Raw genomic sequence first — 21265 nt, forward strand, 5'->3', positions numbered from 1 at the left:
TTCAGGCGATTGCGGCGTGGATCGCGAGAAGCTGTTCAAGCAACGGCTTGAGGTGGTCGAGCTTGAGTGCATTGGCTCCGTCGGACTTGGCCTCGGCGGGATTGTTGTGGACCTCGAGGAAGATGCCGTCGATGCCCGCCGCTACTGCTGCGCGGGCGAGGACGGGGATGAACTCCGGCTGGCCACCGCTTACGCCGTTCCCGGCGGACGGGGTCTGCACGGAGTGGGTGCCGTCGAAGACGACTGGGGCGAAGCCGCGCATGACGGGCAGCGAGCGCATGTCGACGACGAGGTTGTTGTAGCCGAAGCTGGCACCGCGCTCGGTGAGAAAGACGCGGTCGTTGCCCGAGTCATGGAGCTTCTGCACGGCGTGTTTCATGTCCGCAGGAGCGACGAACTGGCCCTTCTTTACGTTCACCGGGCGGCCAGTCTTGGCTGCGGCGATGAGTAGGTCGGTCTGGCGGCAGAGGAAGGCGGGGATCTGGAGGACGATCTCGGAGTCGCCAAGAGCATCCGAGACGCGGGCGCAGTCGTCGGGGGTGTGGACATCCGTCAGTACAGGCAAGCCGGTGGATTCGGAGATGGCGCGGAGAACGCGGCAGCCTTCAACAAGGCCCGGGCCGCGAAAGCTGTGGATGCTGGTGCGGTTCGCCTTGTCATAGCTGGCCTTGAAGATGTAAGGAATCTTCAGGTCATCGGTGATGCGCTGGATCTCATCGGCGAGCATCCGGGCATGAGGCTCGGACTCGAGCACGCAGGGTCCAGCGATGAGGAAGAGACTGCCGTCGCCGACGGAGACTTTGTTTGCAGGGGTGCTGATTTCGAAGGTGTGGCTCACAGTTTTATTGGAACATAACTGCGGGCTGCGCTTAGTTGCCAGCCGGGGGCAGGCTCCCGACCTCAGCCATCGTCTCGCGCAGGTATTTATGTGGATTGACCGGGGTGTTGCGGATGCGGACCTCATAGTGGAGGTTGTTGCCAGTGACGCGACCGCTGTGGCCGACGTAGCCGATCACCTGGCCACGGACGACCGTCTCGCCGGGCATGGCGGCAAAGGCAGACAAGTGGCCGTAGCAGGTCTCGAGGCCATGGCCGTGGTCGATGATGACCTCGCGACCGTAGCCGTTGACCATGCCAGCGAGCTTGACGGTGCCGTCTGCGGTGGCGCGGACCGGGGTGCCGCTTGGCGCGGAGATGTCGAGGCCCTTGTGGAACTCGCCGTCGCCGTTGCCGAGGACGGGGTCTTCACGCTGGCCGAAGCTGGAGCTGATGTTACCCATCACCGGCCAGAGCGAGGGGATGCCGCCGGGCGAGTCGAAGGAGTCGCCGACGATGCCGGCGTCAGGATCGCTGAGGAACGTAGTGCGGCCGAAGGTGTTTCCGGTAAGTTCGCGGGCAGCGCTGCCGCTCATAGCGGAGGTGCGCAGGGCGTAGAAGGTGTCGAGTGACTTGAAGTAGCTCTCGTCGGTCAGAGCAGCGTCGGAGCCTGCAGCCACAGCGAGCGGCGCCGTCGCGACCAGGTTCGCCGCAGCGTTGCCGGCGGACTTGCTGGCCCGTCCGCCAAGATGTACCTGGGAGAGTTTGCTCGCGGTAAATCCGTACAGCGCCGAGACTTCGGTCGCCAGCGATCCCAACGAGGCTGTCTGAACTTCCTTCTGATGCAGCGCCTCGGTCAGATGAGCATTGTCAGCGCGCGCAAGGTCGCGGTCCTTCCGAACCTGGTTGAAGTACGACATCTTCACCAGCATCCGGGAGTACGATCCTGCCAGGCCCGTCACCGTGAACAAGCCGATCACCGCCGCCGCCACGAAGATATAGGCGTAGTGCATCGGAACCGGAACCTTGGTGACCGCCCCTTTATCGTCAGTGCTGACAAACAGGATGTAATGGCGCTTCTTCAACAGATTCAAACGACGACCTGCGCCCGGATCTGGCCGCTCCACAAAGGAAGAGTAAGTACGCGGCGCTAAGAGAGACGAGGCTCCGAGGATGATGGATCGGATGCGGGGAAATCGAAGTTAGCATTTCTCATTTGCATTCGGTCATTCGCCACTGCGGATACTCGAATCTCTTGTGAGCTTCTTAATCGTACTAGCTGCGCCACGGTCAGGCAACCGGGCACGGGCAGTTTGACCGGTTCGGGCATACCTCGCAAGTGGCATGTTGCAGCCGCTGAAGCAGATACGCCAGGGCGATTTACGATGACTAGATGGCGTCCAGATCATGAGATATCCGCCCGGCAACACCCATGAGCTTGCCCTGATCGAAAGCATCCGGCGGGCCTCGGCCAGCCGCCCCGCAGGCCGGGTCCGGGTGGGCATCGGTGACGACTGCGCGGTGATTCGCCCGCCTGCCGGTCATGAGATCGTCGTCACGACCGACTTCTGCCTTGAGGGTCGTCACTTTCGCCGGGACTGGCATACGCCCGAGTCTGCCGGCCATCGCTGCCTCGCACGCGGGCTGAGCGACCTCGCGGCGATGGGAGCCAAGCCAATCGCGGCTTTTCTCTCACTGGCACTTCCTCGTGATACTGACCGGCGCTGGGTCGATGGTTTCTTTCGCGGATTGCGGGCGCTGGCAGACGCCGTGAGTGTCCCGCTCGCAGGAGGGGACACTGCCGCCTCACCTGGCGAGCACGTCCTCGCTGACATCGTTCTCATGGGATCGGTTCCGGCCGGGAAGGCGCTGCTGAGGTCGACCGCGAAGGCCGGCGACCTGATCTATGTCACTGGAAGTCTTGGCGGAGCGGCGGCAGAGTTGAAACAGCTTGCCGCCGCTCCAGGGAAGATAAGGAAGTCAGGCGAACATCCACAGCTATTCCCTGCTCCCAGGCTCTCGGCGGGGCAGACCCTACTTCGACGCGGGCTGGCCACCTCGTGCATTGACGTCAGTGACGGTCTCTCGACCGACCTGAAACATCTCTGTGACGCTTCGCACCTATCCGCCGAGCTTGTGCTTCCCGCAGCGTCCATCCATCCTCTCGCCTCCGGCAGAATCGATCTCGCGTTGCACGGCGGCGAGGACTACGAACTTCTCTTCTCCGCCAAGCCAGCCACGCGAATTCCGGTAACCATTGAAGGCGTCCGGATTACTCGCATTGGCACCTTCACAGCAAGAAAGCCACGAGCGGCGATCACGATAATCGACGAGAGCGGACACAGACGAAAACTTACGGCGGGCGGCTGGGAGCATCGTTTCGGCTGATCCGGCTTTCATAACCCGGCGGATTTAGACTCAAAGCTATGCGTGACGCTACCCGAATCATCCGGTCGACCCTGACCCCTGTCGCCACCGGCGAACCCATTCACCACGGCCCGGTATTTGCCGCCCCCTTCCACACTCCGGGCGATCCGGAGGAGGGTGCCTACACCTACGCTCGCGACCACAATCCGACCTGGACCGCAGTCGAGAGCGCACTTGCCGGGATGGAGTCAGGTGACGGCTACACCGCGAAGGCGCTGGTCTACGGCTCGGGAATGGCGGCGATCTCGGCCGTGTTCAGCGCAGTCCTAGAGCCGGGAGATGTGGCCGTGCTGCCATCAGACTGTTACTTCGGCGCGCGGGCGCTGATGCAGGACATCTTTATTCCACTGGGGGTCGAGATGCGGCTGGCTCCGACCGCCGGAGATGCCCAGGCGGCGCTGCTCGAAGGCGCAAAGCTCCTATGGCTTGAGTCGCCCAGCAATCCGACGATGGATGTCTGCGACATCGCGGCGCTCTCAAAGGTGGCACACGAAGCCGGCGCTCTGGTGGGCGTCGACAACACGACGGCAACGCCGCTGGGCCAGTCTCCGCTGGCTCTAGGAGCGGACTTTTCCGTCTCCTCCGACACCAAGATGATTGGCGGCCACGGTGACCTGCTGGCCGGACACGTCGCGGTTCGCGAAGGCGCGACCGACGCCTCCGGCATGAATCTCTACGACCGGCTGGCAAAGGTGCGGACTCGTTCTGGAGCGATCCTGGGCCCGATGGAGGCGTGGCTTCTGCTGCGCTCGATCGCCTCGCTGCCGCTGCGCCTGGAGCGATCCTGCGAGAATGCGCTGGCACTCGCAGAGTTTCTCGGTACGCGCGGCGAGGTCTCGGCGGTGATGTATCCGGGCCTGCCAAGCGCGCTGGGTCACGCCGTTGCTCGACGCCAGATGCGGTCGTTTGGGCCGGTGCTCAGCTTTGTCTTGAAGGATCAGGCCAAAGCGGACGACTTCCTCTCCCGAGCGCAACTAATCACTGATGCCACCAGCTTTGGCGCAATTCACACCACGGCGGAGCGTCGCAAGCGTTGGGGCCACGACAACATCCCCGATGGGCTCATTCGCCTGAGCGCCGGATGCGAGGCGATCGAAGATCTCGTCGACGACATCGCCCAGGCGCTGGCTTGAACACAGTAGAGCAGGCACGGAGGTCGTTCGAGGCGTGGCCGCCAAACTGGCGAGCGCAGGTGTTGAAAGAGCCGCCGATGATCGCTCCGGCGCGACAGTTCACGTTTCCGTTGCAGATCGCGGGCGAGGAAGATGCGCTCGCTCGCGGGGCGCTGCAGTTGCTGATCCACCCCGCTGCGGGAGGAACGTTCCTCGCGACCTGCGCCCTCGGGTTCACCAGCGCCGCCGTGCCGACAGGCTTTTTCGCCTGCCCGAATCCGGATGAGTTCTGCGCCGTTGCTGGGGGATACGCTTATCTCGTCAACAGCCTGCAGCCTGAGCGATGCACGCTGCTCGCGATGAAGCCGGTCTCCGCTGTCTGCATCGCGCCTGAGGAGAATCTATTACTCTTTGCGGGCTTCCATAAGATTCTGGCGTGGGGACGCGATGGCCTCGCATGGGAGACGGGGAGGCTGAGCTGGGAGGGAGTTCAACTGGGCGAGATCGACGGCCACACGCTCCACGGCTCAGGCTGGAACATGCCGACGGACAAAGAGATGGCCTTTGCTGTCGATCTTCGCACCGGCAAGCACACGGGCGGAGGTTATGAGTCGCCCGGCGGCGTCGATGCAGTGACCCGATAGAAGCTTAGCGATGCGTCACCCTGCTTGTGGCGGCGATACTGCTCCAGGCCTCCAAAGCGCTCCGGAAGCGTTGACTTCGTGTTGTGCTCGGCGACCACGACAGCTTCCGGGGCCAGCAGCGTGCGGCCACGGACGCTGCCGAAGAAGCTGAGAGTACCTTCGTACTCCGCCTCAGCCTCATAGGGCGGATCGAGAAAGACGATGTCGAGCGGCTTGCCAGACTTTGCCAGCCGCTGCAGAAGCGCACCCGTTCCCCGGTCTTCGATAGTGAATCCACGAACTATCTTCAGCGCGGAAAGATTAGCCTGGATCGATGCAATAGCCGGGGCGACGTTCTCCGCGAACCACACCTGTGCTGCCCCGCGGCTGATCGCCTCGATGCCGACAGCGCCGGTGCCGGCGTAGAGATCGGCGAACTGACAGCCCTCGATCTTTGGGGAGAGGATGTTGAAGAGCGTCTCGCGGAGGCGGTCGCTGGTAGGCCGAGTTGCGGTCCCCCGTGGCGAGACCAGCAGCCGGGAGCGATAAGTTCCTGCAATAACGCGCATCTCCACAGTGTAGCCGCTCGCCGGAACAGCACACCGGCCGAACGAAAGGCAGGCATACAATCGAATCATGCGGACGTGGTCGTTTCCCGTTGGAAGATATCTCGGAGTTGAAGTGCGCATCCATGCGTTCTTCCTTCTCCTGCTGGGAACGTCTATCACCTTCGCCGAGGCGACCGGGAGCAACGGCACGCGCGGCTTTACGCTATGGCTGATGCTGTTCTTCGCAGTGGTGCTGCGCGAGATCGCCCGGGCTATCGCTGCAGCATCCTTCGGACTTGAACTTCGCAGCGTTCTTCTCCTCCCCACCGGCGGTCTTCCGACCTACGCGACCCAGGACGACACGGCGCGGGCAGCGAAGCCGGCCATCGAGAAGCGCATGGCCGTCGTCGGCCCGCTGGCTAATATCGCGACGGGCCTGATCCTCTTCGGCATGATGGCAGGAATCGCTCCGGGACTTGGCCTGCTCGACCGGCCATGGGTCACACCGGACGCGCTCCTTCGTTCTTTCGCCTGGACGCAGGTGCTGCTTGGCGCAATCAACTTCCTCCCCGTCGCGCCGCTGGATGGTGGTCGTGTGCTGCGCGGCGGATTTTCGAGTGCCGGTGGGGGTATCGCCAGTGCACAACAGGCGATCAAGTTCGGCCAGTATTTGGCCATCGGCATGGTCATCATGGGAATCGTGCTGGTGAACCTGGTGCTGATGCTGATTGGCATCTTCGTTCTGGTCGCGGCGCATCTCGAAGACCAGGGCGTGCTGCTCCAGACCAAGGTCGACAGTGTTCGCATGAAGGACGTCATGCTGACGGAGTACACGACGCTCTCCGCCTCCGCGACGCTTGAAGACGCGCTCGAACAGGCGATTCATTCGCTCCAGGATGTTTTCCCGGTTGTGCGCGCTGGAAATCTCGTCGGTGCCGTCTCGCGGCAGGGTATCTTCGAGGCGCTGCAGACAGACGGCAACGGCTACGTCCAGGGCGTGATGACGCGGTCATTCCATACGGCGCAGCCTGACGACTCCCTGCTGAAGACGCTGCAGCGGATTACGAATGGAGTCGGTGCTCAGTTGGTGCCGGTGGTCGAAGGCGAGCGCGTCATTGGCATCATCACGCCGCAGAATCTCTCACAGTCCATGAGCATCCTGAACCAGTCGAAGAAGCTGCAGGAGCGCAACGCTCGCGCCAGCCAGCAGGACCAGGAATAATCGCAGTGGACGAATCGCAGCATATTGAAGCTGATGTTCCGGTCGATTTAGAAGAGCCGATTCTTCCGCGCAAGGCCGGCCCGCTCGCTCCCGGGCTGTATCTCGTCGCGACGCCCATCGGCAATCTTGAAGACATCACCCTACGAGCGCTCCGCGTGCTGCGCGAAGCCGACCGCATCGCCTGCGAGGATACCCGGCAGACGCAGAAGCTGCTGAACCACTTCGGCATCAAGACGCCCACTGTCAGCTATCACATGCACAACGAAGGATCGCGGTCCGAAGAATTGACGGCTGCACTAAAGGCCGGGGCGCGGATCGCAGTGGTGAGCGATGCAGGCACGCCGGGAATCGCCGATCCCGGTAGCCAGATCGCCGCAGCGGCCATCGCGGCAGGAGTACCGGTCTTCCCGATCCCCGGCGCCAACGCGGCCTTGGCTGGTCTGATCGCCAGCGGGCTGGGGACAGAGCGATTTACTTTTCGAGGATTTCTTCCTTCGAAGGCGGGCGCACGAAAGACTGTTCTGGAAGATCTGCCACGGGATGGGTCGACGCAGCTCTTCTACGAGACGCCTCACCGGATTCTGGAGGCGCTGGCAGATGTTGAGGCGGTCTTTGGAGGCTCGGAACCAGTAGCGCTGGCGCGCGAGCTGACCAAATTGCACGAAGAGTTTCTGCGCGGGAGAGTCGCGCAGGTCCGGGCAGAACTGGCAGCGCGGGCCAGCGTTCGCGGAGAGATGGTCCTGATGCTGGCCCCGGAAGCGGCTTCGGACGCAGTCAAAGGAAGCATCGCCGAAGAGGTTGCGGCGCTGATTAAGTCGGATGGGCTAAGCGAGATGGCGGCGCTGAAGCGCGTCGCGAGGGAGCGCGGCCTGGGTAAGAGCGAGGCCTACCGGGAGCTGCAGCGCGAGCAGAATCGCCGGAAGTAACGGTCGTCTATTCCCTACCCTTGACCCGGTCGTAGAGGTAACTATCGCTAGTGGTCCCAAGAGACTGGTTGTAGAGCGTGGCCGATCCGGTTGCCTCGTTCAGCTCCTCGGTAAACGTATGCAGCGCGCGGAGATGGTCGGCGGTCGCCGGAATCTCGATCTTGCTGGAGGTAAAGAACTTCTGGTAGCCCTTATCGACCAGCCGGGAGATCTCTCCGCCGAGCAGCCAGCCTGGTCGCGCCAGCACCAGAACGGTACCATCGGAGCCTGACGGAGCTTCGGCAATTTCCGCCGCGCAGCCGTATTTGCTGACTTTGAAACCGGGGGGGAAGCCAGCCGGAGTGCGGCGTGAACCGTCGTGGGCTGGTGCAACATCGAATCGTTGACCGCCCAGAAGCGAGAGGACGTCGTTGAAGCTTCGCTGTGTGGTCTTTTTTGCCATGGGTTTCGATAAGTTAGACTCAATAACTGTCGCATAGATCGATTTTCGGTTCAATGTAGCTCAGCGTTCCGGCCCAAATTCGGAGTTGCTAGAACGACAAGTACGCAGGTTCTTTGTATGAGTGCAACGCTAGTAACGACATCTACCGCGCTTGGCACCAGCGTCCTCGACCGTGTCGGGAAGACGCCTCTCGTCCGCCTCGACGGCCTAAGCCCTCGCCTGGCCGGGGTGCAGATCCTCGGCAAAGCCGAGTGGGCGAACCCCGGCGGATCCGTCAAGGACCGCGCCGCGTCGATGATCATCGCCGACGCCCAGGCCAAAGGGCTGATCAGCAAGGATCGCGGCCTGCTCGACGCCACCAGCGGCAATACCGGCATCGCCTACGCGATGTTCGGAGCGGCGCTTGGCTTCCCGGTGACGCTGTGCGTGCCTTCGAATGTGTCTCCGGAGCGCAAGAGGATCTTGAAGGCCTATGGCGCGAACGTTGTTTGGACCAATCCCGCCGACGGCTCCGATGGAGCGATCCGCAAAGCGCGCGAACTGGTAGCCGCCGAGCCCGGCCGGTACTTCTACGCCGACCAGTACTCGAACGACAACAACTGGAAGGCGCACTACTTCACCACCGCCGAAGAGATCTGGGAGCAGACCAACGGCCGCGTGACTCACTTCGTCGCCGGTCTAGGGACCAGCGGGACGTTTATGGGAACCACGCGCAGGCTGCGGGAGCTGAACCCGGACATTCGCTGCATCTCGATGCAGCCGAACTCGCCGTTCAACGGACTCGAAGGCCTGAAGCACATGGCGACGGCCATCGTGCCGAAGATCTACGATCCGAAGCTCGCCGATGAGAACATCGAGATGGGCACGGAGATCGCATACAAGATGGCGAAGCATCTTGGCCGCCATCTCGGCTTACTGATGGGCGTCTCCTCGGCTGCAAACGTCGCAGCGGCGGTCGAGATCGCAGAACAGGAAGCAGCGGCAGGACGCGAGGCAGTCGTCGTGACGATTCTTTGCGACTCTGCGGACAAGTATCTTAGCGAACGTTTCTGGGAGGAGGGCGAACCCGCATGATCCATATCTCCGAAGAAGACTTTCAAGCCCTGCGCGCCCATGGCGAGGAGACTTATCCGCATGAGTGTTGCGGTGTGCTCCTCGGCAAAAGCGAGGCAGGCGTTGGCAACCGGGTCAGTCTGATCGTCCGGGCGGGCAACACGCGCACGGACTCCGCCCACAACCGGTACAACATCGCGCCGCAGGAGCTGGTGAAAGTCCAGCGGCAGGCGCGCGGTCTGGGCTTCGATATCGTCGGCTTTTATCACTCGCACCCTGATCATCCGGCACAATGGTCACAGACAGATTTTGCCGAAGCGCACTGGATGGGCTGCAGCTACGTCATCACCAGCGTCGATAAGGGCAAGGCAGAGCTGACGAACTCGTTCCTGCTGACCGGAACGAGCGAAGAGAACAAAGCGTTTCAGAACGAAGAGGTCGTCGTAGAGACGCCTCAACCAGAGTTGATCAGCAAGGAAAGAGGAGAAGCATGAAGATTCACATCCCTACGCCGCTCCGCAGTTACACAGGCGGCAAGGAGACGGTCGAGGTCGGCGGCGCAACCGTGGCAGCCACGCTCGATCAGCTCGCCACCAGCTACCCCGAACTGCGCAATCACCTGTTCACCGCCGAAGGCAAGCTGCGTTCGTTCGTGAACGTCTATCTGAACGACGATGACGTGCGCTACCTTCCCAACAAGGAAGAGACCGTTGCGGCTGAGAACGACGAACTCACCATCATTCCTTCCATCGCCGGTGGCTGTTGTTGTAATTTGTAACCATTCCTGGCCGCCTTTTCGAAGGTCTCCGCGCCGGTCGAGTGTATCTGTAACCAATTCCCTTACAATTTCATGATTTCCGCGCTCGAAGCGGAAAAGAAGGACAAGCACCATGCCAGTTCTTACTGAAGAACTCACGACCACAGAACTTCCGAAGCTCACGAACGACGAGATCGCCCGCTACTCGCGCCACCTGATCCTGCCCGAGGTGGGCATGGAGGGCCAGCAGAAGCTGAAGGCGGCGAAGGTGCTTTGCGTTGGCACAGGCGGCCTTGGCGCACCTCTTGCGCTCTATCTCGCAGCGGCAGGCGTCGGCACCATCGGCCTCGTCGACTTCGACACCGTGGATGCCAGCAACCTGCAGCGCCAGGTGATCCACTCGACCGCGACAGTCGGGATGCTGAAGGTCGACTCCGCCGAGATCATGCTGAAGGGTCTGAACCCGCACCTGAACGTGGTCAAGTACAACACCATGCTGACCAGCGCGAATGCGCTTGAGATCTTCAAGGACTTCGACGTCATCGCCGACGGGACGGATAACTTCCAGACCCGCTACCTGGTCAACGACGCTTGCGTGCTCACCGGCAAGCCCAACGCCTACGGATCGATCTTCCGATTTGAGGGGCAGGCCAGCGTCTTCGGCACCGAAGAAGGCCCATGCTACCGCTGCCTCTACCCGGAGCCGCCGCCGCCCGGCCTTGTTCCCTCCTGCGCCGAGGGTGGCGTACTCGGCATTCTGCCCGGTCTCGTCGGCATCATTCAGGCGACGGAGGTAATTAAGCTGATCCTGAAGATCGGCGACCCGCTGATCGGACGTCTGCTGCTTGTCGACGCGCTAGGCATGAGCTTCCGCACGCTGAAGCTGCGCAAGAACCCCGACTGCCCGGTCTGCGGAACACATCCGACGGTCACTGAGCTGATCGACTACGACCAGTTCTGCGGCGTTCCCAAGCCGACCGAGGTTGGCCCGCTCGAAGTCGCCCAGAATCAGGCCGTAGGCGATCTTCCAGTCGTCGACGGCATCCCGCAAATCTCGGTCGAAGCGTTCAAGCGCAAGCTGGACGCGAAGGAAGATATCTTCGTGCTCGACGTGCGCGAGCCGCATGAGTATCCGATTGCGAACCTCGGTGCGCCGCTGATTCCGGTCGGCTCGCTCGAAGGCCGTATCTCGGAGCTTGCGTCGGTGAAGGACAAGGAGATCATCGTGCATTGCCGTTCGGGAGCACGAAGCCAGAAGGCGGCTGTCATCCTGAAGAATGCAGGCTTCAGCAATGTCTCGAACCTCACGGGCGGGATTCTTGCATGGGCCGAGAAGATCGATCCAACTATGCCGAAGTACTGACCCCTCTCGATCAAGAAGAAAGCGCCATGCGGTCATCGCCGCATGGCGCTTTTCTATTCCGACGTAGGAGTGGCCAGCAGTGCACCGTAGGTGAGCCCAGCGCCAAAAGCGGCGAGCACAATGGGGGAGGACACTTCAGGCGTTCGCTCACGCCACTCCGCCGCAGCGATCAGCATCGAAGCCGAAGACGTATTGCCATACCGCTGGATGTTGGTGAAGAGTCGATCCGGCAGCAGTTTCAAAGTCTTCGCCACGCGATCGAGCAGGTTCAGATTCGCTTGGTGAATCAGGACCGCGCCCAACTCTTCAGCGGCGACTCCTGCCTTGGCGAGCACCTCCGAGATGACCGAGGGAAGCTTCTGGCTCGCCTGCCGGATGACGGCCATCCCGTCCATGGAGAACTGGCCGTCACGGACGACGATGGCCCCGGCACGCTCTCCGTCCGTATGCAGCGCGACCGCCTCGATACGGGCGAAGCCAGCGTCCTCGTGGGTCACCAGGCAGGCTCCCGCGCCGTCGCCGAATAGGATGGCATTGTTCTTCCCCTCAGGAGTGCGAAGGATTCGGCGCGACATCACCTCGGTGGCGACGACGAGCACGTTGCCGAACCGCGCAGCCAGAGATTCCGCCAGCACCAGCGCAGAGATCGATCCCGCACTCGCAATCGGCACATCTATCGCCGGCGTGTCACCCAATCCGAGACGCGCGGCAATGGCGCTGGCAGGGCCGGGGCAGAAGACATCCGGTGATCCGCTCGAGACCAGCACGATGCCGATCGTGCTTGCCTCCGTGCCAGCGTTCTTCAGGCAATCCAGCGCCGCCTCGACGCCTAGGTCCACGAGGGTCTGGGAGTCGAACGCGTATCGCCGCTCCTCGATGCCGCAGGAGCTCAGGATCCAAGCCGGCTCAACCTCGAGGGCGGCTGCAAGCTCGTCGTTCGAGACGACGCGCTCGGGGAGATATTTTCCGAAGGCTCGAAGGTAGCTCATGAGAGAAGACTACTTCGCTCGCGACGAGATGTAGGCGTCGATGCGTTCGATGGTGTCGAACTTTCGCGGCGACAAATCCGAGTCGGGAATCTGGACGCCGAAATGGCTCTCCAACTGGGTTGCGAGATCTACCAGCGAGAAGGAGTCGAGCAGACCGGCGTCGAAGAGACTCTCGTCTGGAGTCGGAGTTGTCTGAGATGCGGATACAGCCTGAATGCACTTGAGGATGAGGGAGCGGTCTGCCATGTTCGTCCAGCCCTTCAGCTGGGGGAGTTGCGGTTGGGGAGGGAGTGAGGCTCAGGGTCGACGAGCGGCTGAAGAGACGGTACGCGGTGTGGCTGGATGAAGCCCCTTCCAGACCTCGTACGCGCCGATGATATCAGAGTAGAACAGGTCAGCAAGCTGGATGTATCCGGCGCTGGTGAAGTGGGTGTGGTCCTGCTGGGCAAGCCCTTCGGAGGCCCAGCGATTCATGCTTCCAAGGCCGCCCATGCGTGCACGCCAGTCCCAGAAGGCACAGTCATGGGTGCGGCATACGTCGCGCTGCGCGTCGCTGATGTGGACGGTCGCGGCGAAGGTCTGCCAATGGGCTGAGCGGCGGCGGCCCACGCGCAGGCTACGGTCTGGCGGCCCGACGACGAGAATCGATGCGTCGGGGACTGTGTCATGGAGCATGTCGACGATCTTCCCCAGCACTTCGCTATAGCTTTCGTAGGTCCAGTTGTGATTGCCGGCTTCGTTGGTGCCGTAGGCGAGGACGATCAGGCTGGGATCGCGCTGCTTCAGGTAGCTGGTGAAGATGGGCTGGTCCCAGCGCAGCATCAATGCCGCTTCCGCTCCGTTTAGGCCGAGAGCTTCATAGGTCGTTCCCGGGCGCTCGGTCACGGTGCCGAAGAGACGCACCGGACGGCCGGAGTCCGCGACAACCTGGAAGTGGTGTATCAGTCCGCTCTCGGAGCTGGAAGTACAGGGCGATTCAAAGGTCTCGGCGGAGACCGGGTTGTCCGTCGAGACATGACCGAGCTCTCGCCCGTCCTCGGTGACCAGGAAGCTGCCACCGTCGGGCTGATTCAGGTATTGCACCTGAAGCAGGGCGCAGGGAGCATCAAGGCCGATGGAATCACCCGCGCTCGTAGAGGTGCTGGCGACCCCGCCCAGACCAAGCTCCGTGTTCACGATCTTGGTGAAGTGAACGCCTTCGTCGATCCATCCGTTGCTTTGAGCACGGCTGGTGCCGAGGATGCGATACCCCGCGAACGGATGGCCTGCGTAGGTGAACCCGGCGCCTCCGTTGCCAAACCGCTGCTGAAAGAGTGAACGCATGCGTCCGGTGAACATATCGGCGGCGGTGTGCGAGTCGCCGAACTGCAGAATACGTACCGTCTGCTGGTTGTCGCCGCTCTCTTCGTCGCGCAGCCGTGCGAAGAAGTGGTCGAGGTGCTCGGGGAACTGGATCTGGCCGGGAAGAGCGGAGGGCGTGAGCGGCGCGGGGCCGGTAGCGATTGCCGGAGGTGGAGCGGTATACGGGGCCGGGACGGTAGTTGTGCCCGCTCCGCTATCTCCATGCCCAAGTCGGTATGCGGTAAGCGGCGGCCCGTGGTGACGTTTCACCTTTGCGTCAGCAGTCGTGGACTTCGCGCTGTGCTTTGAGCTCACAGCAGACTTAGCAGCCGACTTGGATGAAGAAGTCTTCTTCTTCTTCGGCTTCGACACGGTCTTCTTAGGAGGAGCCAGCCTGCGCACCGGCTTTGTGGGCGTCTCCGCAGAGATTCCGGGGGTGGAGTATGTGCCTGCTCCAAAGAGAGCCACAGCGAACAAAACGAATTTGGCACGGCGCAGGCGCGGAGAGCTTGTCATCTTTTACTATTTTCGCTGATTGGGGAGGATGCCTGTGCCGCAACGGGCATTGCAGCCGGCGGCTGCAGACCATTCCGGGATTTGTAGCGCGCATAGCCCTTCTGAATCTCGCCGACAAACGAGGTGGCAACGATCTTCGCACCCTGCGGCGTGGGATGAATCAGGTCGCCCCCGACGAGTCTCGGTTTGCCCTCATACCAGCGCTGCATGGTGCCATCGCCACCCATCGCCTGGAAGGTGTTGAAGAAGGCGCAGCCGGTATCGGCGGCGACGCGGCGCTGTATATCGACGATCTTCGGAATGGTATCCATGGTGGTGATCGCGTTGCCCGCCCCGCGCTCGCCGCGGTCCATGGGGCTCATCAACAGGATGGACGCATCGGGGGCCGCTTCGTGAACACGGGCGATCGCCATGCGAAGCTCGCCTTCGTACTGCTTGCCGATGAAGGAGGCAAATCCGGCCTCGTTAGTGCCGTAGTTGATGACGATCAGGTCGGGGTGCAGATGCGCGAAGCTCTGCTTCATCATGTCCTTCGAGATCGCACGAGAGAGCACCGTGATCGACGCTCCGTTGAGGCCGATGCTGTCGTAGGTCAGGCCGGGCTGATTGCGCTGAAAGATCACGCCGTAGAGGTGGACGTTGCCGTCCGTGACCTTGAGCGACACGGTTTTCGTGCCAGCAGGAAGCTGAATCGTTCTGAACTGCGATGCCGTAGCTGCGACCGGCTTCGCGACGGGCGTTTCGGGGGTCGCAAGTGCTCCCTGGAGAAGTTGATCGATCGGGGTCGCGGTCGACACAGTTGCGACCTCGGTGTCATCCGCACTGATGGAGACCGATCCACCACCGGTCTGATTCTTCCAGATCAATTGCATCGAGTCCGGGCTGGTGCCGGAGAACTTGTACCGCGCCGACGCGTCCTTGCCGCCGTCGAAGCCCACGCCTCCGATGCCGAACTGCCCCTCGCGCATCAGGCCGACTGCCGTGGTGAACTTCCATCCCTTGTCGGTCTCGTCGATGTCGCGATGCTGGTACCAGGCCCACGGCTTGGCGATGAGGTTGAAGCCCGGTCCCGCGTCGCCGAAGCGCTGCTGAAGCTGCTGGCGAACGTCGCCGGTGATGAGGTCGGCGGTCGTGGGCGAGTCGCCAAAGTGGACGACGGTGGCGTCCGCGCGCGCGGAGTGCGCGTCGAGCTTGGCCAGCGACGCGTAGAACTTGTCCAGCGAACCGGCGTTGTCGATCAGCAGAGCGTCGGGCGGTTGCTGAGCCTGCGCCGCCGTGCCGACGGCACCTTTGGCGGGTGCGTGAGTCACCGCCTTGGTTGAAGCGGGGCGGTGCAGCCAGGGCAGGTCTCCAACCGCGGACAAGCTGTGCCAGTCGAGGCCTGACGGATAGACAGCCGAGGTCTTCCCGACGCGCCAGTGCCACGCCGTCAGCGAGACGGCGATGGTGGCGACAGCTAGGGCTGTCTTGATCGGAAATGCGGTCGGTCCGACTTGAATCTTTATCTTCATGGCGTGATCACGGTTCAGAACTTGCTGTAAGCGAACGGCGCGGCTCCCTTGCCGGCGAGGGTCTGCAGGGCAAGAACGACTCCCGCGATCGCTGCTCCCTGGAGGATGAAAGGCGTCCGGCTGAAGAGAGCGACCGCCTCATCGAACCAGGATTCGGGCGCGATGTGCAGGAGGACGGCGGCGGCAAGATAAAGGACGATCGCAAGCGAGATATGCTCGACCGAGAAGGTCATCGAGCCGATACGGCGGAAGACGTCGAGCGCATCCGAGGCGGAGTCGGCGCGGAAGAAGATCCAGGTTGCGCAGACGAATTGGAACGTAAAGAAGACGGCCACATACCGGCCGATTGCGGACGGCTTTTTGCCAAGCTTCTTGCGCCAGTCGTGCCATGCCCTAGTGAGAGAGAGTGCTACGCCGTGCATCGCTCCCCAGATGAGGAACGTCCATCCGAAGCCGTGCCAGAGGCCGCCCAGCAGCATGGTGATGATCGGATTGGTGAACTTCGCCGCAGCGACGCGGCGCTCCGAAGGCAGAGAGAAGTAGACGTAGTCTCGGAGCCATTGCGAGAAGGAGATGTGCCACTTGCGCCAAAACTCCGCGATATTGGCGGAGCTGTAGGGCCGGTGAAAGTTCTCCGGCACCGCAATTCCCAGCAGTAGGGCCGATCCCATGGCGATGTCCGTGTAGCCCGAAAAATCGTAGTAGAGCTGGAAGGCGTAGCCCCAGACGGCGACCAGCACCTCGAAGCCGCTGTAGAGCTTCGGCGTGTCGAGGAAGTTGTTCACCAGATTGTCGGCGAGGAACTGCGCGATCAGCAGCTTCTTGATGAGACCGGAAGCGATCAGCAGAAGCGCGCGGGCGCTGCGGGTATCCTCGAGCGAGAATGGCTTCTTTAGCTTGTCGATCAGGTCAGGCAGGCGGTTGATCGGGCCAGCCGTGAGCGACGGAAAAAACGTCGCTGCCGAAACGTAGTTCAGGAAGTTCGTCTCGGGCTCAGCGTCGCGGCGGAAGATGTCGATGGTGTAGCTGAGCTGCTGGAAGCAGTAGTACGACAGGCTGAAGGTGAACAGCCAGCCCAGCTTTGCGCCGAATCCCTTGGCCGCAGCCATCAGGCCGACGTTCAGCACGACGCTGCCGGCCAGCAGAACGCGCCGCTGCGTGATTGAGGTGCTGCGACCGATGCCCAGGCCGAAGAAGAAGTCCAGAGCCGCTGCGACGGGCACCAGCAACAGGCAGCCAAGGCCAAATTTGGCAATGAAGAAGAGACTTGCGACTACCAGGATCGCAAGCCTTGCGGCTCGAATCTGGCAGACCGCCCAATAGACGAGACAGACCGCTACCAGAAAGACAAAGTAGGGTGCGGCAGTGGGATACATGATGTCCTGTGAGCGCAGGCTCTCTGAATCGGAGCCACGGCCATCTCAGTATGGGGCCGCAGGAAGTTCAACTCTGTTAACTCGGCTGATTCGCTCCGGCGATTGCCTACAAACTGCACAATTCGCAGTGCATACATGACCTTTGAGGGTAACTTCCGGCGTCTAATTTGGTAAACTGGACATTCGTTGTAGACGTGCCAGCCGTGACTGGATGTTGGGCCGCACAAATTGCGGCAGGTACTATTTGGAGATTGGATGATTTTGGAAACGCTGCGCTCGACGCTGATTGTAGGAACCGTACTGGTTAACGCCGTTCAACTGGGACACCCCGTTGAACCGGTCACTGTAAGCAACACCTCCGAGACCGCGCCGACCGCTCCCCTGAATCGCGAGGTCTCTCCCACCCCAACGACCTCCCTGATGACTCCCCCGTCGCCCGTGACCACACGGACGCCCGGTCTGTTGACCATGAAGCGTGTCGAAGCCAGCTTCGCGAAGCTGAAGCATGTTCCCTCGGGTCTGGCCACATGGTATGGCCTGGTGCTGGATAGCCATCGCACCGCCAGCGGCGAACGCTTTGACTGCCGCAAGTTGACCGCCGCCAGCAATACGCTTCCCTTCGGGACGCGCGTCAAGGTGACCAATCTGAAGAATGGCCTCTCCGTGATTGTTCGGATCAACGATCGAGGTCTGCTTGATCCTGGCCACGTCATCGACGTCTCATCCGCTGCAGCCGAGAAGATCGGGCTCCTCAGAATGGGGATTGCCCCGGTACATCTGGATGTTCTGGCGAAGGCCAGCTAGGCTGGCCTCCCGGGCTGAAGCGCCCTGTACTCCCTGCTTTCTTGCTTTACTCCCCGCCTTTACTGCTTTCCTTCGTCACTGTCTTTGTCCTTGTCATCTTTGTCGCCAAAGGTGAAGTGCCCCGGCAGGTCGAGCGCCACCAAGCCAAACTTGGTGCCGCTCCCTTCGGGGTCGATGGCGACGATGTGCTGATGCTGCTTCGATCCCGCCTTTAGCTCCGTCTTCCCGCTCACATCGTCGTCCACATGGACGTGGCTGTCCTTCTCATCGTCCGAGCAGGTTAGCCCGTCCGGAGTGCGTGTCGGCGATCCCACCGGCGTGTGGTCTTTGCACTGAATCACCGTGCCGAAGCGGGCTAGACCCTTCTTGTAGAAGGCCAGCACCTGGTCCGGCGGATCCGTCGTGGTGAAGCTCACAGCCTTCACCCGGAGCGTGAAGTTTCCAAAGCTCATGTTGATGTCAGCAGCACCATCGTTGTGATCGTCCTTGCTCTTCTTCTTCGTGATGACCGCACCGGGGTAGGTCGGCAGCCCGGTGCTCTTTACGACGTCCGAGTCATCGGTCTTAACGGACATTCCGCCAAACGGCGTCGCGATCTTCACATTGTCGCCATTGCCGCTTTCGCTCTTCTTCGATTCAATGCGGCACCCGAGCATCAGGGTGATGGGAAGCGCGCCGAGCAGCAAAAAGGTGATTGGCCTGAAGTTGGACTGGGAACCGGACATGCTGTGCCTCCGCAAAAACGTATGAGACAACATACGACATCGCGCGCTCGACGGTTCACAGAATCTTTCAGGGTAATGCCGCAGGTTCAGCGAAGCTCATAAATCCGGGTGCCAGCCGCTATACTTGTTGGCAAGCAAGGCGGCGCACCAGGCTTACTGGAGTCCGCACCGGAGAGAGTCTGCAATGGCACTACGTCAGCCAGTTCGGAGCGGGGCGAAGACGGACCGGACCGGCGGCGCCTCCAAGAGCGCGCGCGAGATTCCGGACAAGCTCTACTTCCGCATCGGCGAGGTAGCGAAGCTCTGCGAAGTGGCTCCCTATGTGCTCCGATTCTGGGAGAGCGAGTTTCCACAGCTGAAGCCCAATAAGGGAGGCACCGGCCAGCGCCTCTACCGTCGACGCGATGTAGAGATGGCGCTCCGGGTCAAGACGCTCCTCTACGATGAGGGCTACACGATCGCCGGAGCACGCCAGTATCTTAAGGGCGAACTTCGGTCTAAAGAACCCCTGGCTGCAACACCGGCACCGACAGCGATTGCACCTGCAGCCGAACCTGAATCGAATGACGCGATCTCGGTCAAGCTGCAAGCTCTGCGAGCCGAAATGCAGTCCCTGCTTGCACTTCTCTCTCAACAGCCGGTTGCAAAGCCCAAGGCAGCGGTGCAGTCGATCCGCGCGGTGAAGCCAAAGGCCGTCGTCGCAAAGCCCGAGTTCGCCAGCCTCTTCGACAACCTGGACCAGTCCTAGAGCGCGATCCATCCGCGCGCGATCGCATACAGCGACAGACTCGCCACCACAATCCAGAGCGTGATGCCCTGAATCAAGGGACGCACGCCCACCTCGCGCAGCGTCGTGCGCGTGATGCCGGTGCCGATCAGGAAGAGAACCACGGTGAGCGCTGCGCGGCCGAGCCGGTTGAGCGCACCGAAGAACGGCACAGACTGCGGCAGGAAGTGGGGAACGTAAGTCGCCAGCACCGCCGCTCCGCAGAAGTACAGGATGAACCAGGGCCAGTGAATGCGCGTCTTGCTCTTGCGGATCGACGCGGTGGCGATGGCCAGCGGAACAATCCATAGAGCCCTCGCCAGCTTGACCGTCGTGCCGACTGCAAGCGCCGTTGGCCCGTACTTCGCTCCCGCCCCCACAACCGAGCTTGTGTCGTGGATCGCCAGCGCCGCCCACAGTCCGAACTGCGTCTGCGACAGATGCAAGGCCCAGCCAATCGCCGGGAAGGTGAGCAGAGCGACTGAGTTGAGCACGAAGACCGTGCCCAGAGAGACTGCCATCTCTTCCTCATTGGCTTCGAGCACCGGGCCGATGGCGGCAATCGCGCTTCCTCCGCAGATCGCCGTTCCGAAGGCAATCAAGAGCGACTGCGTCTGCTGGACCTTCAGCAGTTTGCCCAGCGCGACGCCCAGGCTAAGCGCGAAGGTGATGCTGATCGCCGTGTAGATAAATCCGGACTTGCCCGCGTGGACGACCTCCTGCAGGTTCATCCCGAAGCCCAGGCAGACGACCGCTGCCTGTAGCAGGAACTTCGAAAGATTGCGGCTTTCGACGTGGAAGTGATGGATGGTGGTCAGCCCGAAGATCAGGCCGCCCGCAAGCGCGATCGGGGGTGAGATAAGCCCGCTGGCCGAGAGAATAATGCCGATATAGAAGAGATTGCGAATCATGTCAGCTACAAGAAGACGCCCGTGGAGTTGCATTGTCGAGACGATTGTTACGATGGGTCATAAGCATTTCTTATAACCTTGCACAAGCCTCAACTTCGGAGATCGAAGGCTGCGAAGCGTCGGAAGGCCGCTGCCGCTCCAACGGGCTCTTGACCGGCACGATAGATCAGGCTGAAGTCACGCTCGATGGCAACGCCCTGAAGGTTGACGATACGAACCGTACCAAGCCGAAGCTCTTTCCCGATAGCGCTCTCGGAGACGAACCCCACGCCAAGTCCCGCTTCCACGCCACTCAAAATCGCTTCCGTCGAGTCAAGCTCCATCCCGGCATGAAGCGAATTGACGGCGACACCGGCATGTTTCAGCGCGCGCTCCACAACGCGACGAGAGCCCGAGCCGCGCTCCCGCATCAGCAACGGCAGGCGTGTGAGTTCTTCGATGGAGATGGCCGCCTGGGTCTCTGTTGACCGTCCTTTGCCGCCCGCAATCAAGACCATGCGATCGCGCATCAGCGGTTCTACCCGAAGTCCTCGCCGCATGGCCGGACCTTCGATCAGGCCAAGCGCTACGCCTTCCGCAACGACTGCCTCGACGATCTCCTCGGTGTTTCCGCTTAACACCGAAAGCTGCACCTGCGGGTGTTGCCGGTGGAAGGCTCCAAGCACTCGGGGCAGGATGTACTGCGCTATCGTGGTCGAAGCTCCAACACGAAGCTGCCCGCTGACCATGTGATTCAACGCTCCCAGCGCGGTCTTCGCCTCTTCAACCAGAGCCGCGGCAGAGAGCGCGTACCCATGCAGAACCCGGCCCGCAGCGGTGACGGCAATCTGGTTGCCGTCGCGCTCAAACAGCCTCGCTCCGCACTCCTCTTCGAGCGCGCGAATCTGCTGACTCACCGCAGGCTGGCTGAGATGAAGCGCCTCAGCGGCCTTGCGAAAGCTCATCTGCTCGACCACTTCGCGAAAGACCCTGAGGCGGTGATTTTCCATGCTGTTGACCCTAGTCGAGTAGATTGACCTAGTCTCGCAGATTTCACC

Annotated in this window: 23 protein-coding genes; 11 read left to right on the forward strand and 12 right to left on the reverse strand. The window is 61.7% G+C overall.

Annotated elements, in window-relative coordinates; all coding sequences use genetic code 11:
• Position 1: 1 nt before the first annotated feature.
• Together kdsA and HDF16_RS07170 are read right to left on the reverse strand one after the other, a co-directional pair.
• A complete protein-coding gene (kdsA, locus tag HDF16_RS07165) occupies positions 2 to 838 on the reverse strand; it encodes a 3-deoxy-8-phosphooctulonate synthase (RefSeq protein ID WP_348641263.1) in 837 nt (278 codons plus the stop codon).
• 31 nt (positions 839 to 869) lie between these two features.
• On the reverse strand, positions 870 to 1910 hold the full coding sequence (locus tag HDF16_RS07170) for a M23 family metallopeptidase (protein ID WP_348641264.1): 1041 nt from the start codon (positions 1908 to 1910) through the stop codon (positions 870 to 872).
• A gap of 313 nt (positions 1911 to 2223) precedes the next feature.
• Here HDF16_RS07170 and thiL point away from each other — a divergent pair, with 313 nt between their 5' ends.
• From thiL to HDF16_RS07185, 3 genes are read left to right on the forward strand one after another with little or no spacing between them, the layout of a single operon-like run.
• A complete protein-coding gene (gene thiL / locus HDF16_RS07175) occupies positions 2224 to 3204 on the forward strand; it encodes a thiamine-phosphate kinase (protein ID WP_184214937.1) in 981 nt (326 codons plus the stop codon).
• A 38-nt stretch (positions 3205 to 3242) separates the two neighbouring features.
• Positions 3243 to 4376, forward strand: coding sequence for a cystathionine gamma-lyase (locus HDF16_RS07180; RefSeq protein ID WP_184214938.1), 1134 nt, complete (start codon positions 3243 to 3245; stop codon positions 4374 to 4376).
• Positions 4373 to 4999 (forward strand): hypothetical protein, encoded by a 627-nt coding sequence (locus tag HDF16_RS07185; protein ID WP_184214940.1) that lies wholly within the window; start codon positions 4373 to 4375, stop codon positions 4997 to 4999. The genes HDF16_RS07180 and HDF16_RS07185 overlap by 4 nt, the downstream gene beginning before the upstream one ends.
• Here the strand turns inward: HDF16_RS07185 and rsmD are convergent.
• Entirely contained in the window at positions 4960 to 5616 is a 657-nt protein-coding gene (gene rsmD / locus HDF16_RS07190) for a 16S rRNA (guanine(966)-N(2))-methyltransferase RsmD (protein WP_348641265.1), read from the reverse strand. The genes HDF16_RS07185 and rsmD overlap by 40 nt on opposite strands.
• Positions 5617 to 5659: 43 nt before the next feature.
• Between rsmD and HDF16_RS07195 the strand changes: the two genes are divergently transcribed.
• Together HDF16_RS07195 and rsmI are read left to right on the forward strand one after the other, a co-directional pair.
• Positions 5660 to 6748, forward strand: coding sequence for a CBS domain-containing protein (locus HDF16_RS07195; protein WP_348641266.1), 1089 nt, complete (start codon positions 5660 to 5662; stop codon positions 6746 to 6748).
• Positions 6749 to 6807: 59 nt separating this feature from the next.
• A complete protein-coding gene (gene rsmI, locus HDF16_RS07200; RefSeq protein ID WP_184216168.1) occupies positions 6808 to 7674 on the forward strand; it encodes a 16S rRNA (cytidine(1402)-2'-O)-methyltransferase in 867 nt (288 codons plus the stop codon).
• A 7-nt stretch (positions 7675 to 7681) separates the two neighbouring features.
• On the opposite strand, the gene HDF16_RS07205 is transcribed toward rsmI, so the two are convergent.
• Positions 7682 to 8116 carry a hypothetical protein gene (locus HDF16_RS07205; protein ID WP_184214946.1) on the reverse strand — a complete coding sequence of 145 codons (435 nt, stop codon included), beginning with the start codon at positions 8114 to 8116 and terminating at the stop codon, positions 7682 to 7684.
• A 117-nt stretch (positions 8117 to 8233) separates the two neighbouring features.
• Here HDF16_RS07205 and HDF16_RS07210 point away from each other — a divergent pair, with 117 nt between their 5' ends.
• The 4 genes from HDF16_RS07210 to moeB all read left to right on the forward strand — a co-directional run bounded on the left by HDF16_RS07210 (position 8234) and on the right by moeB (position 11289).
• Positions 8234 to 9190 (forward strand): PLP-dependent cysteine synthase family protein, encoded by a 957-nt coding sequence (locus HDF16_RS07210; protein ID WP_184214948.1) that lies wholly within the window; start codon positions 8234 to 8236, stop codon positions 9188 to 9190.
• Positions 9187 to 9663 (forward strand): Mov34/MPN/PAD-1 family protein, encoded by a 477-nt coding sequence (locus HDF16_RS07215; protein WP_184214950.1) that lies wholly within the window; start codon positions 9187 to 9189, stop codon positions 9661 to 9663. Before HDF16_RS07210 ends, HDF16_RS07215 begins: the two co-directional genes overlap by 4 nt.
• On the forward strand, positions 9660 to 9947 hold the full coding sequence (locus tag HDF16_RS07220; protein WP_184214952.1) for a MoaD/ThiS family protein: 288 nt from the start codon (positions 9660 to 9662) through the stop codon (positions 9945 to 9947). The genes HDF16_RS07215 and HDF16_RS07220 overlap by 4 nt, the downstream gene beginning before the upstream one ends.
• 112 nt (positions 9948 to 10059) lie before the next feature.
• Entirely contained in the window at positions 10060 to 11289 is a 1230-nt protein-coding gene (gene moeB, locus HDF16_RS07225; RefSeq protein WP_184214955.1) for a molybdopterin-synthase adenylyltransferase MoeB, read from the forward strand.
• A gap of 53 nt (positions 11290 to 11342) precedes the next feature.
• Here moeB and HDF16_RS07230 read toward each other — a convergent pair whose 3' ends face one another.
• The 5 genes from HDF16_RS07230 to HDF16_RS07250 are packed head-to-tail and all read right to left on the reverse strand — an operon-like array spanning position 11343 to position 17022.
• The gene (locus HDF16_RS07230) at positions 11343 to 12278 is read right to left on the reverse strand and encodes a 3-oxoacyl-ACP synthase III family protein (protein ID WP_184214958.1); all 936 of its coding nucleotides are present in this window, start codon (positions 12276 to 12278) and stop codon (positions 11343 to 11345) included.
• Positions 12279 to 12287: 9 nt separating this feature from the next.
• Entirely contained in the window at positions 12288 to 12524 is a 237-nt protein-coding gene (locus tag HDF16_RS07235; RefSeq protein WP_184214961.1) for an acyl carrier protein, read from the reverse strand.
• Between the two features lie 51 nt (positions 12525 to 12575).
• Complete coding sequence (locus HDF16_RS07240) at positions 12576 to 14135, reverse strand: SGNH/GDSL hydrolase family protein (protein ID WP_184214964.1); 1560 nt, start codon at positions 14133 to 14135, stop codon at positions 12576 to 12578.
• Positions 14132 to 15646, reverse strand: coding sequence for a GDSL-type esterase/lipase family protein (locus HDF16_RS07245; protein ID WP_184214967.1), 1515 nt, complete (start codon positions 15644 to 15646; stop codon positions 14132 to 14134). The genes HDF16_RS07240 and HDF16_RS07245 overlap by 4 nt, the downstream gene beginning before the upstream one ends.
• A gap of 14 nt (positions 15647 to 15660) precedes the next feature.
• On the reverse strand, positions 15661 to 17022 hold the full coding sequence (locus HDF16_RS07250) for an MBOAT family O-acyltransferase (protein ID WP_184214970.1): 1362 nt from the start codon (positions 17020 to 17022) through the stop codon (positions 15661 to 15663).
• A 255-nt stretch (positions 17023 to 17277) separates the two neighbouring features.
• Here HDF16_RS07250 and HDF16_RS07255 point away from each other — a divergent pair, with 255 nt between their 5' ends.
• Positions 17278 to 17826, forward strand: a complete 549-nt coding sequence (locus tag HDF16_RS07255; RefSeq protein WP_184214973.1) for a septal ring lytic transglycosylase RlpA family protein — start codon at positions 17278 to 17280, stop codon at positions 17824 to 17826.
• 59 nt (positions 17827 to 17885) lie between these two features.
• Here HDF16_RS07255 and HDF16_RS07260 read toward each other — a convergent pair whose 3' ends face one another.
• Positions 17886 to 18551: a hypothetical protein gene (locus HDF16_RS07260; RefSeq protein ID WP_246408828.1), complete on the reverse strand. Its 666-nt coding sequence runs from the start codon at positions 18549 to 18551 to the stop codon at positions 17886 to 17888.
• A 184-nt stretch (positions 18552 to 18735) separates the two neighbouring features.
• Between HDF16_RS07260 and HDF16_RS07265 the strand changes: the two genes are divergently transcribed.
• Positions 18736 to 19299, forward strand: a complete 564-nt coding sequence (locus tag HDF16_RS07265; RefSeq protein ID WP_184214976.1) for a MerR family transcriptional regulator — start codon at positions 18736 to 18738, stop codon at positions 19297 to 19299.
• On the opposite strand, the gene HDF16_RS07270 is transcribed toward HDF16_RS07265, so the two are convergent.
• Together HDF16_RS07270 and HDF16_RS07275 are read right to left on the reverse strand one after the other, a co-directional pair.
• Entirely contained in the window at positions 19296 to 20228 is a 933-nt protein-coding gene (locus HDF16_RS07270; RefSeq protein WP_246408830.1) for a YeiH family protein, read from the reverse strand. The genes HDF16_RS07265 and HDF16_RS07270 overlap by 4 nt on opposite strands.
• Positions 20229 to 20317: 89 nt before the next feature.
• Complete coding sequence (locus HDF16_RS07275) at positions 20318 to 21217, reverse strand: LysR substrate-binding domain-containing protein (RefSeq protein WP_184214981.1); 900 nt, start codon at positions 21215 to 21217, stop codon at positions 20318 to 20320.
• Between the last annotated feature and the right edge of the window lie 48 nt (positions 21218 to 21265).

This window comes from Granulicella aggregans, assembly GCF_014203275.1.
GTDB lineage: Bacteria > Acidobacteriota > Terriglobia > Terriglobales > Acidobacteriaceae > Edaphobacter.